Origin of the sequence: Pseudomonas sp. UBA6323, assembly GCF_002439135.1 — a bacterium.
Taxonomy (GTDB): domain Bacteria; phylum Pseudomonadota; class Gammaproteobacteria; order Pseudomonadales; family Pseudomonadaceae; genus Aquipseudomonas.
In genome coordinates this window covers 1-16,875 of the sequence record NZ_DJSX01000053.1, presented here as the reverse complement: position 1 = coordinate 16,875, position 16,875 = coordinate 1, and the positions used below count along the sequence as shown (strand labels likewise).

General features: G+C 64.5%; 15 protein-coding genes and 1 pseudogene. 5 read left to right on the top strand and 11 right to left on the bottom strand.

Annotation, left to right across the window (positions count from 1 at the left end; genetic code table 11):
- Positions 1–53: 53 nt before the first annotated feature.
- Genes B3P22_RS12245 through B3P22_RS12235 form a run of 3 tightly spaced genes read right to left on the bottom strand, consistent with a single transcriptional unit; the run spans position 54 to position 2,441 of the window.
- Positions 54–848, bottom strand: coding sequence for a thymidylate synthase (locus tag B3P22_RS12245; RefSeq protein WP_296271141.1), 795 nt, complete (start codon positions 846–848; stop codon positions 54–56).
- Positions 848–1,648 carry a prolipoprotein diacylglyceryl transferase gene (lgt, locus tag B3P22_RS12240; RefSeq protein WP_296271140.1) on the bottom strand — a complete coding sequence of 267 codons (801 nt, stop codon included), beginning with the start codon at positions 1,646–1,648 and terminating at the stop codon, positions 848–850. The genes B3P22_RS12245 and lgt overlap by 1 nt, the downstream gene beginning before the upstream one ends.
- 10 nt (positions 1,649–1,658) lie before the next feature.
- Positions 1,659–2,441 (bottom strand): sulfite exporter TauE/SafE family protein, encoded by a 783-nt coding sequence (locus B3P22_RS12235; RefSeq protein ID WP_296271139.1) that lies wholly within the window; start codon positions 2,439–2,441, stop codon positions 1,659–1,661.
- Between the two features lie 129 nt (positions 2,442–2,570).
- Between B3P22_RS12235 and B3P22_RS12230 the strand changes: the two genes are divergently transcribed.
- Positions 2,571–3,314 carry an NRDE family protein gene (locus B3P22_RS12230; RefSeq protein ID WP_296271138.1) on the top strand — a complete coding sequence of 248 codons (744 nt, stop codon included), beginning with the start codon at positions 2,571–2,573 and terminating at the stop codon, positions 3,312–3,314.
- 415 nt (positions 3,315–3,729) lie between these two features.
- Here the strand turns inward: B3P22_RS12230 and ptsP are convergent, their stop codons facing one another.
- Entirely contained in the window at positions 3,730–6,009 is a 2,280-nt protein-coding gene (gene ptsP, locus B3P22_RS12225) for a phosphoenolpyruvate--protein phosphotransferase (RefSeq protein WP_197856763.1), read from the bottom strand.
- Between the two features lie 18 nt (positions 6,010–6,027).
- Entirely contained in the window at positions 6,028–6,507 is a 480-nt protein-coding gene (locus B3P22_RS12220) for an RNA pyrophosphohydrolase (RefSeq protein ID WP_275546837.1), read from the bottom strand.
- Between the two features lie 144 nt (positions 6,508–6,651).
- Between B3P22_RS12220 and B3P22_RS12215 the strand changes: the two genes are divergently transcribed.
- The gene (locus B3P22_RS12215) at positions 6,652–7,305 is read left to right on the top strand and encodes an HAD family hydrolase (RefSeq protein ID WP_275546836.1); all 654 of its coding nucleotides are present in this window, start codon (positions 6,652–6,654) and stop codon (positions 7,303–7,305) included.
- Between the two features lie 152 nt (positions 7,306–7,457).
- Here B3P22_RS12215 and B3P22_RS12210 read toward each other — a convergent pair whose 3' ends face one another.
- Both B3P22_RS12210 and ilvA read right to left on the bottom strand, forming a co-directional pair.
- Entirely contained in the window at positions 7,458–7,898 is a 441-nt protein-coding gene (locus B3P22_RS12210) for a DUF2269 family protein (RefSeq protein WP_275546835.1), read from the bottom strand.
- An 84-nt stretch (positions 7,899–7,982) separates the two neighbouring features.
- The gene (ilvA, locus tag B3P22_RS12205) at positions 7,983–9,566 is read right to left on the bottom strand and encodes a threonine ammonia-lyase, biosynthetic (RefSeq protein WP_275546834.1); all 1,584 of its coding nucleotides are present in this window, start codon (positions 9,564–9,566) and stop codon (positions 7,983–7,985) included.
- Between the two features lie 88 nt (positions 9,567–9,654).
- On the opposite strand from ilvA, the gene rpiA reads away from it, so the two are divergent.
- Together rpiA and B3P22_RS12195 are read left to right on the top strand one after the other, a co-directional pair.
- Positions 9,655–10,326, top strand: a complete 672-nt coding sequence (gene rpiA, locus B3P22_RS12200) for a ribose-5-phosphate isomerase RpiA (RefSeq protein WP_296271137.1) — start codon at positions 9,655–9,657, stop codon at positions 10,324–10,326.
- Between the two features lie 233 nt (positions 10,327–10,559).
- A complete protein-coding gene (locus tag B3P22_RS12195; protein ID WP_296271136.1) occupies positions 10,560–12,512 on the top strand; it encodes an autotransporter outer membrane beta-barrel domain-containing protein in 1,953 nt (650 codons plus the stop codon).
- Between the two features lie 24 nt (positions 12,513–12,536).
- Here B3P22_RS12195 and B3P22_RS12190 read toward each other — a convergent pair whose 3' ends face one another.
- Entirely contained in the window at positions 12,537–12,896 is a 360-nt protein-coding gene (locus tag B3P22_RS12190) for a DUF3703 domain-containing protein (RefSeq protein WP_296271135.1), read from the bottom strand.
- Between the two features lie 10 nt (positions 12,897–12,906).
- Positions 12,907–15,108, bottom strand: coding sequence for a heavy metal translocating P-type ATPase (locus tag B3P22_RS12185; protein WP_296271134.1), 2,202 nt, complete (start codon positions 15,106–15,108; stop codon positions 12,907–12,909).
- 80 nt (positions 15,109–15,188) lie between these two features.
- On the opposite strand from B3P22_RS12185, the gene cadR reads away from it, so the two are divergent.
- On the top strand, positions 15,189–15,641 hold the full coding sequence (gene cadR, locus B3P22_RS12180; RefSeq protein ID WP_197856754.1) for a Cd(II)/Pb(II)-responsive transcriptional regulator: 453 nt from the start codon (positions 15,189–15,191) through the stop codon (positions 15,639–15,641).
- Positions 15,642–15,647: 6 nt separating this feature from the next.
- Here the strand turns inward: cadR and B3P22_RS12175 are convergent, their stop codons facing one another.
- Positions 15,648–16,559: an SdiA-regulated domain-containing protein gene (locus tag B3P22_RS12175; RefSeq protein WP_296271133.1), complete on the bottom strand. Its 912-nt coding sequence runs from the start codon at positions 16,557–16,559 to the stop codon at positions 15,648–15,650.
- Positions 16,560–16,631: 72 nt separating this feature from the next.
- A pseudogene (locus tag B3P22_RS12170) lies at positions 16,632–16,814 on the bottom strand (NirD/YgiW/YdeI family stress tolerance protein); the annotation flags it as partial.
- Between the last annotated feature and the right edge of the window lie 61 nt (positions 16,815–16,875).

Below are 16,875 nucleotides of genomic sequence, written 5' to 3'. Positions count from 1 at the left end.
TGTTCGGTGAAAGGGTAGCAAACCGCGCCCGACTAACTGCCCAGACGCAAGTCTCAGACCGCCACTGGCGCCTTGATATGCGGGTGCGCTTCGTAGCCAACCAGTTCGAAGTCCTCGAATTTGAAAGCCAGCAGGTCCTTCACCTCGGGGTTGAGCTTCATGGTCGGCAGCGGCAGCGGCTGGCGGGTCAGTTGCAGGTCGGTCTGCTCGATATGGTTGGCGTACAGGTGGCAATCACCGCCGGTCCAGATGAACTCGCCCGGCTGCAGGTCGCAGACCTGCGCCACCATCAACGTCAGCAGCGCGTAGCTGGCGATGTTGAAGGGCACGCCGAGGAAGATGTCCGCCGAGCGCTGATACAGCTGGCAGGAAAGCTTGCCGTCAGCCACGTAGAACTGGAACAGCGCATGGCACGGCGGCAGGGCCATTTGCTCGACCAGCGCCGGGTTCCAGGCCGAGACGATCAGGCGGCGGGAGTCCGGGTTCGTCCTGATCATCTCGATCAGCTTGGCGATCTGGTCGATGGATTCGCCATTCGGCGCCGGCCAGCTGCGCCACTGGTAGCCGTAAACCGGGCCGAGGTTGCCATTCTCGTCGGCCCACTCGTCCCAGATGCTGACGCCGTTGTCCTTGAGGTACTTGATGTTGGTGTCGCCCTGCAGGAACCACAGGAGCTCATGGATGATCGAGCGCAAGTGGCACTTCTTGGTGGTGACGATGGGGAAACCACCAGCCAGGTCGAAGCGCATCTGGTAGCCGAACACGCTGTAGGTGCCGGTGCCGGTGCGGTCTTCCTTGAAGGTGCCGTGCTCGCGCACGTGGCGCATCAGGTCGAGGTACTGTTTCATCAGGCGACTCCTTGAACGGGCTGGCGCTTGTAGGCGTACGCGATCAGACCAATGCCACCGAGAATCATCGGCAGGCAGAGAATCTGCCCCATGGTCAGCCAGCCCCAGGCTAGGTAGCCCAGCTGGGCATCCGGCACACGGACGAATTCGACGATGAAGCGGAACACGCCATAGCAGGCGGCGAACATGCCGGACACGGCCATGGTTGGGCGCGGTTTGCGCGAATAGAACCAGAGGATGGTGAACAGCGCCACGCCTTCCAAGGCGAACTGGTACAGCTGCGAAGGATGGCGCGCCAGTTGCTGCGGATCGGTGGGGAAGATCATCGCCCAAGGCACGTCGCTGGCCTTGCCCCACAGCTCGGCGTTGATGAAGTTGCCGATGCGCCCGGCACCCAGGCCGATCGGCACCAGCGGCGCGATGAAGTCCATCAGCTCGAAGAAGCTCTTGCCGTTGCGCTTGCCGAACCACCAGGTCGCCAGCATCACCCCGATCAGGCCGCCATGGAAGGACATGCCGCCTTCCCAGACCCGCAGGATCTTCGCCGGATCGGCGACATAGGCCGCCAGGTCGTAAAACAACACGTAGCCCAGGCGCCCACCGAGAATCACCCCCATGGCCACCCAGAACACCAGGTCGGACAGCTTGTCCTTGTTCCAGCGCGCGTCGAAACGCTCCAGCCGGCGCGAGGCCAGCAGCCAGGCGCCACCGATTCCGATCAGGTACATCAGGCCGTACCAGTGGATTTTCAGGGGGCCGAGGGCGATGGCCACCGGGTCGATCTGCGGATAAGGCAGCATCCAGGACTCCTTAAATGAAAAAACTCACGCCCACGCTGAACAGCAGCAGGGCGAACAGGCGCTTGAGCAACTGCGGCGACAGGCGATGAGCCAGGCGCGCACCAAAACGGGCAAAGAACATGCTGGTCACGGCGATGCCCAGCAAGGCCGGGAGGTACACGTAACCGACGCTCCAAGGCGGCAGATTGGCATTCCCCCAGCCAGTAAACATGAAGCTCAGCGCACCGGCGATGGCGATCGGCAAACCACAGGCTGCCGAGGTCGCCACCGCCTGCTGGATCGGCACGCTGCGCCAGACCAGAAAGGGCACGGTCAGCGAACCACCGCCGATGCCGAAGATTGCCGAGGCCCAGCCGATCACACCTCCGGCCACCGTCAGCGTCGGCTTGCCTGGGACACCGCGGCTGGCCTTGGGTTTCAGGTCAAGCGCCATCTGCGCGGCCACGACGATGGCGAAGGTGCCGATGATCTTCTGCAGCATCGGCCCCTGGATCAGCGCAGCGGTCACAGCCCCCAGCGCTGCACCGAGCACAATGCCCAGGGTCAGCCAGCGGAACAGCGGCCAGCGCACAGCGCCCTTGCGATGATGTTCGAGCAGCGAATTGATCGAGGTGAAGACGATGGTCGCCAGGGATGTGCCCACTGCCAGATGGGTGAGAATTTCCGTCGCAATGCCCTGCGAGGTGAAGCTCAGCACCAGCACCGGCACGATGATCAGACCGCCACCCACGCCGAACAGGCCAGCCAGCACACCGGCAGCCGAGCCCAGCACCAGGTAGAGCAGCAGTTCCATCGACACCCCCAAAAAACAAAGCGGCATGGTAGCGGAAATGCCCTCGCAACGGCACACGGATCGACGGAACGGTTGCCGCTCGCGCCTCAGCTCGCTAGCCTGCCAGACTCCGTCATTGGAGGAATGCGCATGTGCCTGATCGTCTTCGCCTGGCAGCCGGAAAGCCCGACGGTGCTGCGCCTGGCATCCAATCGCGACGAGTTCTATGCGCGCCCCAGCACAGCGCTGGGCGAGTGGCAGGATGCACCCGGCGTATTCGCCGGCCGCGACCTGCAAGCCGGCGGCACCTGGCTTGGCGTCACCACGCAAGGCCGCTTCGCCGCACTGACCAACATCCGAGACTTGGAGCAGAAGGCCGGCCCACGCTCACGCGGCGCGCTGACGGCCGACTACCTGCAGGGCCAGGAATCGCCGCCCGCCTACCTCGACAGGATCATGCGCGACGCGGCCGAATATGCCGGTTTCAACCTGCTGGTCGGTGATCGCCATCAGCTCTGGCATTTCAATTCCCAGGGAGGACGGCCTCGGCAACTGGAGCGCGGGTTCTATGGCCTGTCCAACGCCAATCTCGATACGCCCTGGCCAAAGCTGCTGCGTGCCAGAAACGCCCTCGGCGAGCGCATCGATGCCGAAGATGAAGCGCTGCTGGCGCTGCTCGCCGACAACAGCCCGCCGGCCGATCATCTGTTGCCGGACACTGGCGTAGGGCTGGCGACGGAACGCCTGCTGTCGACTGCCTTCATCATTGGCGAGGCCTACGGCACCCGCGCCAGTACGGCTTTGAATCTTTACGGAGATGGGCGCTGGAGCATCACCGAGCGCAGCTTCGGGCCGCAGGGCGCAGTGTTGGGCGAGGTGGCATTCAGCGGGTAGCACGGATGTAATCCGGGGAACAGTTCTGCGCGGTACAGCCGTTGTAGGAGGGGCTTTAGCCGCGAGCTTTTCGCCGCTGAAGCGCCTCCCACTGGTGAGCTCTGCTCGCGAAGCTTTTCTGCGTAGCCAGGGTTCGCGAGCAAAGCTCGCTCCTACCTATCAGGCTGTTGAAAAACGTAGGCGACGACTGCACGGATGCAGGAGGCAGAGCGAAGCAGGAAGCCCGAGCCGAGGCAGCCAGTGCATACCGATGGTGGCCCCACAAAAACAGCCGAAAAACGCTCGGAGTCGCGCTCGACTTTACGTGTTGTAAATGAGCATTTTTGACGGGGGCGCCTAGCCTGGGTCGCACGCGAGGCTGTTTTTAACGCAGCAATGGCAACGCAGGTAGTTTTTCAACGGCCTGCTATGCGAATCAGGCCTGAATATTCGAAGCCGGGTTGATCACCCGACCCAGGCCCAGATTGCGCAGCGCCAGGTGCAAGGTGCTGTAGATCAAGTGCGGGTTGTCCATGGTCATTACCTGACCGAGCAACTCCTTGGCCTTGCTCTGGGTGACCTGGCGCAGCAGCCATTTCACCTTGGGCAGGTTGGTGGCGTTCATCGACAGCGAATCGAAGCCCATGGCCAGTAGCAGCACGGCCGCAGCCGGGTCGCCGGCCATCTCGCCGCAGATGCTCACCGGCTTGCCCTCGAGATGCGCGTCGTTGACAACCTTTTGCAGCGCCTGCAGCACCGCAGGATGGAGGAAGTCGTAGAGATCGGCCACGCGCGGATTGTTGCGGTCCACCGCGAGCAGGTACTGGGTCAGGTCGTTGGAGCCGACCGAGAGGAAGTCCACCTGCCGCGCCAGCTCGCGGGTCTGGTAGACCGCCGCGGGAATCTCGATCATCAGGCCGATGGGCGGCAGCGGCACGTCAGTGCCTTCGTCACGCACTTCGCCCCAGGCACGGTGAATCAGGTGCAACGCCTCTTCCAGTTCCTGGGTGCCGGAGATCATCGGCAGCAGGATGCGCAGGTTGTCCAGCCCCTCGCTGGCCTTGAGCATGGCGCGGGTCTGCACCAGGAAGATTTCCGGGTGGTCGAGGGTGACGCGGATGCCACGCCAGCCGAGGAAGGGGTTCTCTTCCTTGATCGGGAAGTAGGACAGCGCCTTGTCGCCGCCGATATCCAGGGTGCGCATGGTCACCGGCAGCGGGTGGAAGGCCTGCAGCTGCTCGCGATAGGTGGCGAGCTGCTCCTTCTCGCTGGGGAAGCGCTCGTTGATCATGAACGGCACTTCGGTGCGGTACAGGCCGACACCCTCGGCACCGCGCTGCTGGGCACGGGCTACGTCAGCGAGCAGGCCGGTGTTGACCCACAGCGGCATGCGGTGGCCGTCGAGCGTCTCGCAGGGCAGCGCACGCAGGGCGTCGAGGCCCTCGGTGAGCTGGCGCTCCTCCTCGACCACATCGGCGTACTGCTTGCTCAGCAGCTCGCTGGGGTTGGTGAAGACTTCGCCGTGGTAGCCGTCGACGATCAGCTTGATGCCGTCGATCTTCGAGTACGGCAGGTCGACCACACCCATCACCGTGGGAATGCCCATGGCGCGGGCGAAGATCGCCACGTGGGAGTTGCCCGAGCCGGTCACCGAGATCAGGCCGACCAGCTTGCCTTCTGGCACCTCGCCGAGCATTGCCGGCGACAGTTCCTCGCTGACCAGGATGGTGTTGTCGGGATAGACCAGGGAAATCTTGCGCTCTTCCTGCAGGTAGGCGAGCAGGCGGCGGCCGAGGTCGCGCACATCGCTGGCGCGCTCGCGCAGGTAGGCATCGTCCATCAGTTCGAAGCGTTTGACGTGGTCGAGCACCACCTGACGCAAGGCGCCCTGCGCCCATTGGCCGGTGCGGATGACCTTGCGCACCTCATTACCCAGCGCGGCGTCCTCAAGCATCATCAGGTAGACGTCGAACAGCGCGCGCTCTTCCTTGCGTAGTTGCGTGGCGAGCTTCTCGGACAGCTCCTGCATGTCCTCGCGCACCCAACCCAGCGCCTTGTCGAACAGTTCCAGTTCGGCGGCGATGTCATCGACGCTACGGTCGGGAACTACATTGAGATCGGCCGGGGGCAGCACCACGACAGCGGTACCGACCGCTGCCCCCGGCGCACCCGGCACGCCGACGAACTTGGCCTCCTGCACGCCTTTGCCCTGGCGCCCCAGACCACGGATCGAACCGGTCGCCTCGGCATGGGCGATGACCCCGGCGAGCTGCGCGCTCATGGTCACCAGGAAGGCTTCTTCGCCCTCGTCGAACTGGCGGCGCTCCTTCTGCTGCACCACCAGAACGCCCATCACACGGCGGTGGTGGATGATCGGCGCACCGAGGAAGGAGGCATAGCGCTCCTCGCCGGTCTCGGCGAAGTAGCGATAGCGCGGGTGGCCTGCGGCATCCTCGAGGTTCAGGGGTTCCTCGCGGCTACCGACGAGGCCGACCAGACCCTCGCTCGGCGCCATGCTGACCTTGCCGATGGAGCGCTTGTTGAGGCCGTCGGTGGCCATCAGCACGAAGCGGTTGCTTTCCGGATCGAGCAGGTAGACCGAGCAGACCTGACTGCCCATCGCTTCCTTCACCCGTTGCACAATGATCGTCAATGCCGCCTTGAGATCCTTGGCGGCATTCACTTCCTGGACGATCTTGCGCAGCGTATTGAGCATGCTCGATTGGGGTCCGTATCAGTCGCGCACTATCAGGCGCGGGGCGAGTTCCTTGAGCGCACGGCGATACACCTCGCGCTTGAATGTGACCACCTGCCCCAGCGGGTACCAGTAGCTGACCCAGCGCCAGCCGTCGAACTCCGGCTTGCCGGTCAGGTCCATGCGTACGCGGTCTTCACCGCCGGTCAGGCGCAACAGGAACCATTTCTGCTTCTGCCCGATGCACAGCGGCTGGCTGTGCGTGCGCACCAGGCGCTGCGGCAGACGATAACGCAACCAGCCGCGGGTGCAGGCGAGGATCTTCACGTCCTGCTCTTCGAGCCCGACCTCTTCATTCAGTTCACGGTAAAGCGCATCGGTCGGCGATTCACGATCATTGATGCCGCCCTGCGGAAACTGCCAGGCGTCCTGATTGATACGCCTGGCCCAAAGCACCTGGCCGACATCATTAGTCAGGATGATGCCGACATTCGGGCGGAAACCATCGGAGTCGATCACGGCAAGCAACCTCGTACACGCAAGTTCCGGCATTGTTCCACAAAGCCGAGTCCAGCAGCAACGCGGGTTTGGCGGCAGTGGGAAAGCCCGGTCAAAGCGGCTATTCTGGCGCGCCCCAAACATGTGAAGAACAGGTACAGAACCGTGCGCTTGGCCCTTTTCGATCTCGACAATACCCTGCTGGCTGGCGACAGCGACCACAGCTGGGGCGAATTCGTCTGTCAGCGCGGCCTGGTCGACGCAGCCGAGTACCTGGCGCGCAACGATGCCTTCTATGCCGACTACTGCGCCGGAAAGCTGGACATCGTGGCCTACCAGAATTTCAGCCAGGCCATCCTTGGGCGTAGCGAAATGGCGCAACTGGCGCAGTGGCATGGCGAGTTCATGGCCGAGGTGATCGAGCCGATCATCCTGGCCAAGGGTGAGGCGCTGCTGGCGAAGCACCGCGCCGCGGGCGACAAGCTGGTGATCATCACCGCCACCAACCGCTTCATCACCACGCCGATCGCCGAGCGCCTGGGTGTGGAGACGCTGATCGCCTCCGAATGCGGCATGCAGGACGGCCGTTATACCGGGCAGATCACCGGCACGCCGTGCTACCAGGGCGGCAAGGTGACGCGCTTGAAGGAATGGCTGGCCGAATCGGGTTACAACCTGGACGACGCCTACTTCTACAGCGACTCGCGCAATGACCTGCCTCTGCTGGAGGCGGTAGCCAACCCGGTGGCGGTCGACCCGGACGACGTGCTGCGCGCCACCGCCATCGAGCGCGGCTGGCCGGTGATCTCGCTGCGCTGAGGCAAGCCCTGATCGCACATTGACGCGAGCACGCCTGCGATACTGTAGGAGCGGATTTATCCGCGAAGAGCTTTGTCTTCGTACTCGCGAGGATCGCGAATAAATTCGCTCCTACAAAAAAGCGCAGCCCGGATGCTGTCCGGCTCCCCGGCTCAGGCGGGCTTGGCGCCCATCAGCGCCATGATGACGATCAGCAACACCAGGATCAGCCCGGCATAGATCAGGCACAGGCGCTTCAACCCTGTCGGCGCCGGCGTATCGCCCAGCGCGCGCCAGGCTGCCAGACGACCAGCCAACAGCAGGCCGAGCAGCATCATCACGCCATATAGAATGCTGCCCAGCAGCAGCCAGGTCTGCCCCAGCGGCCAGCCGGCAGTATCGACCATCCAGTAGCCGGTAACCGGCAGGCTCAGCGCCAGCACGGCGAACGCCGGGAAGCTGAACAGCAGGGTCACGCGCAGCTTACGCGCCAGCACGACCGCATCACCGCCGCGCTGCGCCTTGAACAGCATGACGCCGTGGGCGATCAGGCCGAGCAGCAGCAATATGCCCGGGGCGCTGTGGAGAATGCGAACCAGCAGATAGTGTTCCATTGAGGCTTCCATTGTTATCAGGCGATTACGTAGGGCGGGTGCAACCCGCCAGCGCGCTGCGGCGGGTTACGTCGAAGGCAGTGTTCAGCCCAGAAACAGGCGATAGGCCGGGTTGTCGCTTTCATCCCAGTAGGGATAACCGATGGCGTCCAGCGCCGCCGGCACCAGGTGGCGTTCGTCTTCCGGCACCTGCAGCGCGGCCAGCACCCGGCCATCGGCGGCACCATGGTTGCGGTAGTGGAACATCGAGATGTTCCAGCGCCCGCCCAGTTTCTGCAGGAAGTTGAACAGCGCACCGGGACGCTCGGGGAACTCGAAGCGCAGCACCACCTCGTCACCGACACCGGCAGCATGGCCACCAACCATATGGCGGATATGTAGCTTGGCCAGCTCGTTATCGGTCAGATCCAGCACCGGGAAGCCCTGCTCGCGCAGCCCCTCGACCAGCGCCTGACGCGGGTCGTTCTCCGGGTGGGTCTGCACGCCGACGAAGATGTGCGCCTCGCCTTCGCTGTGATAGCGGTAGTTGAATTCGGTGATCTGGCGTTTGCCCACCGCCTCGCAGAAGGCCTTGAAACTGCCCGGTTGCTCGGGGATGGTCACGGCGATGATCGCCTCGCGCTTCTCGCCCAGCTCGGCGCGCTCGGCAACGTGGCGCAGGCGGTCGAAGTTGACGTTGGCGCCGGAATCGATGCCCACCAGCACTTCGCCCCTGATGCCCTCACGCTCGACGTACTTCTTGATCCCGGCGACGGCCAGTGCGCCGGCCGGCTCGGTGATCGAGCGGGTATCGTCGTAGATGTCCTTGATCGCCGCGCAGATCTCGTCGGTGCTGACGGTGATCACCTCATCGACGTGATGCTTGCAGATATCGAAGGTGTGCTGGCCGATCTGCGCCACCGCCACGCCATCGGCGAACAAGCCGACCGTCGGCAACACCACGCGCTCGCCTGCAGCTATGGCCTGCTGCAGACAGTTGGAATCGTCCGGCTCGACGCCGATCACCTTGATCTCCGGACGCAGGTATTTCACGTACGCAGCGATGCCGGCGATCAGGCCGCCGCCACCGACCGGCACGAAGATGGCGTCGATGTGGCCCTGGTGCTGGCGCAGCACCTCCATGGCCACGGTGCCCTGGCCGGCGATCACCAGCGGATCATCGTACGGGTGAATGTAGGTGTAGCCCTTCTCCTCCACCAGCTTCAGCGAATGCGCCAGCGCCTCGGGGAAGGCATCGCCGTGCAGCACCACCTTGCCGCCACGCGAGCGCACGCCCTGCACCTTCAGCTCCGGCGTGGTACGCGGCATGACGATGGTCGCCTTCACCCCCAGATGCTTGGCCGCCAGGGCCAGGCCCTGCGCATGGTTGCCGGCCGAAGCAGTGACCACGCCACGCGCCAGCTCTTCGGCGGACAGTTGTGCCAGCTTGTTGTAGGCGCCACGAATCTTGAACGAGTACACCGGCTGCAGATCCTCGCGCTTGAGCAGAATCTGGCTGCCCAGCCGCTCACTGAGCTGACGGGCGGGTTGCAGCGGGGTTTCCACCGCGACGTCGTAGACGCGCGAGGTGAGGGTCTTCTTCACGTACTGTTCGAGCATGGCGATTTCGCAGGCGTTCGGGCTTTGAGGGACTGCCGAGTCTACCCCAGCGCCGCGCCGGGCGACCATACGAACGCGCGGGTTCTGCCCCGTCAGCACGCCACTTGCGGCTATAATTCGCGCCACATCTCCTTACCTTTCCAGGCATTCCCCCGCAATGAACCAGGATCAGCTGAAACAGGCCGTGGCCCAGGCCGCCGTCGACCACATTCTTCCCCGCCTCGACGCCAAGAGCATCGTCGGAGTCGGCACCGGCTCCACCGCCAACTTCTTCATCGATGCACTGGCCAAGCACAAGATGGACTTCGACGGCGCCGTGGCCAGCTCCGAAGCCACCGCCGCGCGCCTGAAAGGCCATGGCATCCCGGTCTATGACCTCAACAGCACCGCCGAGCTGGAGTTCTATGTCGACGGCGCCGACGAGAGCGACGAGCGCCTGCACCTGATCAAGGGCGGCGGCGCCGCGCTGACCCGCGAGAAGATCGTCGCCGCCGTGGCCAAGACCTTCATCTGCATCGCCGACGCCAGCAAGTTGGTACCGGTTCTCGGCGCCTTCCCGCTGCCGGTGGAAGTCATCCCCATGGCCCGTAGCCACGTGGCCCGCGAGCTGGTGAGGCTCGGCGGCGACCCGGTATATCGCGAGGGCGTGCTGACTGACAATGGCAACGTCATTCTCGACGTGCACAACCTGTCGATCACCGATCCGGTGAAGCTGGAAGCGGACATCAACGCCATCGTCGGCGTGGTCACCAACGGCCTGTTCGCCGCCCGCCCGGCCGACCTGCTGCTGCTCGGCACCGCCGAAGGCGTGAAAACGCTCAAGCGCTGAACCCTCCGGGCGGGGCATCCCCCCGCCCAACCCGTCGCTTGCTTGCACCAAATAAGCGCCCGGCCTGCCAGTTATTCGCGCATACGCAATCGGCGCCATCGCGGCACCTGCCCGTTTTTTACGATGACGCGACACCTGCCACCATTTTCTGCGTCATTTCCCTGCACGTTTCGCTTTCAGGCCCACATACTGCTCTGCGCTGAATGCCACAAAAACACCATAAGGAGCATGATGTGATCAAACCCCTCATCCTGGGACTGGGCCTGGCCGGCACGCTGTTATCCCCCTTGGCCATGGCCTACCAGTACGGCGAGTATGCCGGCGTGACCGTCGACACGCTGATCAACGACTACCCGGGCCGCTACCGCGATACCGCCAGTTTTGCCGGTGCGACCGCCTGGATGGAACAACGCCTGTCGGCGTCCGGTTACGACAACTATCGCCAGGATTTCACCTGGGCAGGTAACCGCAACTCGCAGAACGTGATCGCCGAGACGCGCGGTATTACCGGCAACAACCTGGTGATCGGCGCCCACTTCGATACCTACTTTGGCCGCCCCACCCTGCAGGGCCTGGACGACAACGCCTCGGGCGCCGGCGTGCTGACGGAGATCGCCCGCAACCTGGCGGGGCTTTCCTTCGAGGACGGCGTGACCTTCATCGGCTTCGGCGCAGAAGAAGAAGGGCTCAGGGGCTCGCGCGCCTACGTCGCCTCCCTGGACACCGAGGCACGTGCCCGCCTGACCGGCATGATCAACATCGACAGCCTGATCACCGGCGACATGATGTACGCCCACGCCGGCTCCGACAGCGTTGCCGCGCCAGAGCTGGCGTCGCTGCGCGAACACACCTTCCGCATCGCCGAGGAGCTGGGCATCGACCTGCACACCAACCCAGGCCTCAACGCCGGCTACCCGGCAGGCACCGGCTGCTGCAGCGACGCCGAAAGCTTCGAGGGGCTGGGTATTCCGGTGCTGTTCCTGGAAGCCACCAACTGGGAAATCGGCGCCCTCGATGGTTATGACCAGACCACCAACCCGGCCATCCCGGGTGGCGCGACCTGGCACAACCCGGCCCTCGACAACGAGACCGTGCTGGTCGGCGCTTTCGGCGAGGAGCGCATCGCACAACGCCTACGTGACTATTCCCGGCTGCTGACCCGCCTGGTGCTGGAAGCCACCAACACCGACCTGCGCTACGCGGCACAATCCGGCGGCGCCATGCTGGGCACCCTGGAAGACACCCTGGCACGCCAGCAGCAGACCCACCAGCAACTGCTCGAACGCCGCTGGCAGACCCTGCGGGCCACACCGCGCGAAGTCGGCAGTGTCGACGGCAGCGTTGGCGTGGAAGGCCAGTTCTCGCCCAGCGGCGGCTTCGATAGCCCGCTGGACCAGCGCTCGCGCCAGGCTACCGCTTATATGTTCGGCGACACCCAGCTCAGCGAATGGCTGAACCTTGGCGCCGGCCTGAGCTTCACCCGCGGCAAGGATGACCTGCAGCACGGCGGCAAGGTCGAGAGCGATACCTGGCAGGCGGGCCTCTATGCGCTGCTGAGCAATGCCGGACCGCTGTGGCTGAATGCCGACATCAGCGCGGGCCGTACCCGCTTCGACCTGGACCGTTCGGTGTTCATCCAGGGCAACGCTGGCGGGCCCGTATTGCTCAACCAGCGGCTCTCCGGCGAGACCGACGCGACCTTCTGGGGGGCGCGCCTGCTCGGTGGCTATGACCTGCTCTTCGGCGACTGGCGTACCGGCCCGCAAGTGGGCATCGACTATCGCCACTACAAGCTCGACGGTTTCAGTGAAAAGTCCACGCAACGCACTGCCCTGCGCTTCGATGACGAACGTTTCGACTCCATGGAGCTGAGCCTCGGCTGGCAGGTACGCGGCCACTTCGCCCTGGATGGGGCGATACGCCTGCAGCCCTACGCAAGCCTGGCCTGGATCGAGGAACTGGGCGATGGCATGAGCGAGGACTTCGTGGTGACCAGTCTCGCCGATGGCTCGGCGCGGCGCGTGGCCAATGGCCTGGAGAACGACAAACACTTCGCCCGCGCGCGCCTGGGCGCACAATTGGCGGTCAGCGAAGCCTTTGCCGTCTACGCCGAGGCCAATGCACGTCTACAGCACGACAATGGTGACCAGGCCGGTTACACCCTGGGCCTGCATTACCTGTTCTGATATGACGAGGCGAGTGCCGGATGCCTAGGCTTCCGGCACTCGCTGCTGACGTTCAGATGCCAGCAATGCCTGTAAATCCTCAGTGACCGGCATCGGTTGAAAGGCACTGACCCGCGCCCGTCCGGTGTTGCCGACGGGTACCCAGATGCGCGAGAACAACAGCGCCGCCAGGATGCGCGGCACTTGCCCCAGCACCTCACGCATATCGCCTTGTTGCCAGCCGGCGCGCAGCATCAGCCAATGTGAACGTGCATGCAGCCATGGGCGACGCTGGGTGAGGATGTGTGCCCGCTCCAGCCAGACCAGCGCTGCGGCGCTACGGCGGGCAGCCAGTTCGTGCAGCGCCTGGTTGAAGGCTTCGTCGATGGCTTCTTGCAACTTCATGGCAGCTTCCTTATTTGCGCAACAGGCGCAGGCCGTTGAACACCACCATCAGGCTGACGCCCATGTCGGCGAACACCGCCATCCACATGGTCGCCGCGCCCGCCAGGGTCATGCCCAGGAAGATCGCCTTGATGCCCAGCGCCAGGACGATGTTCTGCAGCAGGATCGCGTGGGTCTGCCGGGAAAGACGGACGAAAGCCGGAATCTTGCGCAGATCGTCGTCCATCAGTGCGACGTCGGCCGTCTCGATCGCCGTATCGGTGCCAGCGGCGCCCATGGCGAAGCCGATCTCGGCCCTGGCCAGCGCCGGCGCATCGTTGATGCCATCGCCCACCATGCCGACCACCTTGCCGCGCGCCTGGCTCGTCTCGATCCAGGCCAGCTTGTCCGCCGGCAGCAGGTCGCCGCGCGCCTCATCGACGCCGACCTGCTCGGCGATGGCCGCCGCAGTGTGGGCGTTGTCACCGGTGAGCATGCAGGTACGCACGCCCAGCCCATGCAGCTCGGCAATCGCCTCGCGGCTGGTCTGGCGCACCGTATCGGCCACGGCGAAGAGCATCAGCGCGCGCTGCTCGTCACACAGCACTACTACGCTCTTGCCCTGACGCTCCAGTGCTTCGAGGCGCTGCTCCAACTGCGCCGAGCAGAGCCGGAGATCTTCGACCAGACGGTGATTGCCCATATACAGCAGCCTGCCATCGATACGGCCTTTGCTGCCGCGCCCCGGCAGCGCTTCGAAGTCCTCGACGTCGAGCAGTGCCTGCCCCTTTTCTTCAGCCCGCCGGGCCAGCGCCCTGGAAACCGGGTGGTCGGAGCGCGCGGCCAGGCTCGCCGCCCAAACCGCATGCACGGACTCTTCCACCTCCAGCAGGTGGAGACTGTCGGTCTGCACCGGCTTGCCGTGGGTCAGGGTGCCGGTCTTGTCCAGCGCCAGCAAGGCCAGGTGGCGGCCATTCTCCAGATACACGCCGCCCTTGATCAGGATGCCCTTGCGCGCCGCCGCCGCCAGGCCGCTGACGATGGTCACCGGAGTGGAAATCACCAGCGCGCAGGGGCAGGCCACCACCAGCAACACCAGGGCGCGGTAGACCCAGTCGAACCAGGCGCCGCCGCTAAGCAGCGGCGGCAATACGGCCACCGCCAGGGCGAAGGCGAAAACCACAGGGGTATAGATGCGCGAGAATTGGTCGACGAAGCGCTGGGTCGGTGCACGCGAGCCCTGCGCCTCCTCTACCGCATGGATGATGCGCGCCAGCGTGGTGTCGCGCGCCGCGGCAGTCACGCGGAACTCCAGCGAACCTGCCTCGTTGATGGTGCCGGCGAAGACGGGATCGCCCGCACGTTTTTCCAGCGGCAGGCTCTCCCCGGTGATGGGCGCCTGGTTGACGGTCGAACTGCCGCCCACCACCTCGCCATCGAGGCTGATACGCTCGCCCGGACGAACGCGCACCACGGCGCCGAGGGCGATGGCCTGCACGTCGACTTCCTGCCAGCTGCCGTCGGTCTGCCTGACCGTGGCGCGCGGCGGCGCCAGGTCCATCAGGTCGCGGATGGCGTTGCGTGCCCGATCCAGCGAACGCGCCTCGATCAACTCGGCCAGGGTGAACAGCACCATCACCATCGCCGCCTCCGGCCACTGGCCGATCAGCACCGCGCCGGACACGGCGATGCTCATCAGGGCGTTGATGTTGAGGTTGCGGTTCTTCAGGGCGATCCAGCCCTTCTTGTAGGTATTCAGCCCACACAGACCGATGGCAGCAAGGGCTAGCATTGCCACCAACCAGTCCGGCCCGAGCGCGGCGAAATGCACTACCTCCGAAGCGGTGGCCACCACTGCGGCCAGCGCAAGCGGCCACCAGGGCTTCTTCGCCGGCGCGGCGGCCGGCTGTTGAGCAGCGCCTTGATCCTCCACTTGCGGGGTAAAGCCCAGCGCCTGAATCGCTGGCACTACCTGAGCCAGCGCCCCTTCGTCATGGCTGACGACAAGCACGCGCTGCAGCAGATTGAATTGCAGGCCCGCCACGCCAGGCAGCCGGCCCAGCGCATCGCGGATCAGGCGTTCCTCCGTCGGACAGTCCATCTGCTCGATGCGGATGCGGGTGGTCACCGCCCCGTCCAGCGGCTCGACGACGGACGCCTGAAGCGCCGGCTCATGGTCATGCTCGTGGCGGGTGGGTGGCTGTTGGTGCGAGTGATCGCAGCAGCGGCTCATGGCAAGTCTCCGTCAGGTCTCTGTTGCGCAGTACACACCCTGTAGTCACTATAGGGTCAAGCACCCACGGAGGCGATCGCATGAAAATCGGTGAATTGGCGAAGAAGGCCGGCTGCCAGGTGGAAACCGTGCGCTATTACGAGCGCGAGGGGCTGCTGCCGGCGCCCGCGCGAAGCGAAGGCAATTACCGCCTGTACGGCGACGAGCACCTGGAGCGCCTGGTGTTCATCCGCAATTGCCGGACGCTGGACATGACTCTGGAAGAAATCCAGCGGCTGTTGGCCCTGCGCGACCTGCCCCATGAGAGCTGCGCCGGCATCAACAGCCTGGTGGACGAACATATCGAGCACGTGGAGGCGCGCATCACCAGTCTGCTGGCGCTGCGCGACCAGCTAAGCGAACTGCGCGACCGCTGCAATGGCCCGCAGGAGGCGGAGGACTGCGGCATCCTGCGCCAGCTCAATGTCAGCGGCGGCGTGCAGCCCTTGCCCGATGACGGCCATACCCACGTCGGCAAGAGCCACTCGCACTGAGGGCAGTCACTGCGGCTTGCGAAAGACGTAGAACAGATTCGGTTCGCTGATCAGGTAGAGATTGCCCGCGTCATCGGTCGCCACCCCCTCGGCCTGCGGCACGCTGTGTTGCAGGCCATGCTGCCCGCGCAGCAGTGACAGGGTGCTGACCGGCTTGCCTGCGGCATTCAGCTCGATCACCAGGCGCGATTCGTCCGACAGGGCCAGCAGATGACCGGTCGCCGTATCGAAGTCGAGGCTGGAGAGGTCGCGCACGAACAGCCGGGCATCGCGCTTGGGATCGGTATTGACCTGCAGCGCCAACGGCTTGCTGTCATCGACATGCGGGAAGCCGAGCACTTCGAAGATGCGCACCGGGTCGCGCTCCTTGGCCACCAGCAGGCGCTGGTTCTGCGCGTCGTAGGCAAGGCCTTCGAAACCCTTGTTGCCGTTACGACCGATACCCAGCGAAAGCTGTTGGAAGTCGGCGGCATCGATCACCCGCGTGGCGCCATCGATACGCACCTTGACCAGGCGCTGCTCGCGCTCATCGGCAATCACATAGATGCCAGGCGCCACATATTCGATGGCCTCGGGATCACCAAAACCTTCGAGGTCGATGGTGCGCAGCAGGTCGCCCTGCAGGCTCAACTCGATCACCTTGGCCGGCTTGTTGGTGACGCTGAACAGGCTGCGCCGGTTCGGGTCGTAGGTCAGCGCCGAGACGTCGCTGATATCGGCGATGGGCTTGGCCTCGATTACCACGCGGTAGTCGCCCAGCCACAACGACTGCCCGCGCCATTGCGCGCCATGCTGCCATTCCTGCACGGAGAACCAGGCTCTTTCGAACAGCCGGTACTGCTGGCCCAGGACAGCGGTGAGCACCAGCACGAAAAGCAGCAGATACAGCCAGGGATTGATGGAGAGCAGACGACGCATGGTGGATTACTCTGACTAACACGAAAAAGCCCGCCACGAACTGACGTGGCGGGCGGGCTGGGGGCATCGCGATCAGTTGATCAGCTCGACGCGATCCACATCGATCTCGCGGCTGTTGAAGTCCTTGTCGACTTCACCGGTCAGACGCACCTTGGCGGTTTCCGAAACTTGCTGACCCGGCCAGTCTTCATCGTCGATCTCGACCTGGATGGTGCCGGTGGCGTCCTTGAACTCGTAGAGCTCGTCCTGCCGACGATACTCACGTGGTACTGGAAGGCCAGATCGTCAAGCGCCTGCAGGACGAGCTCTACGAGTT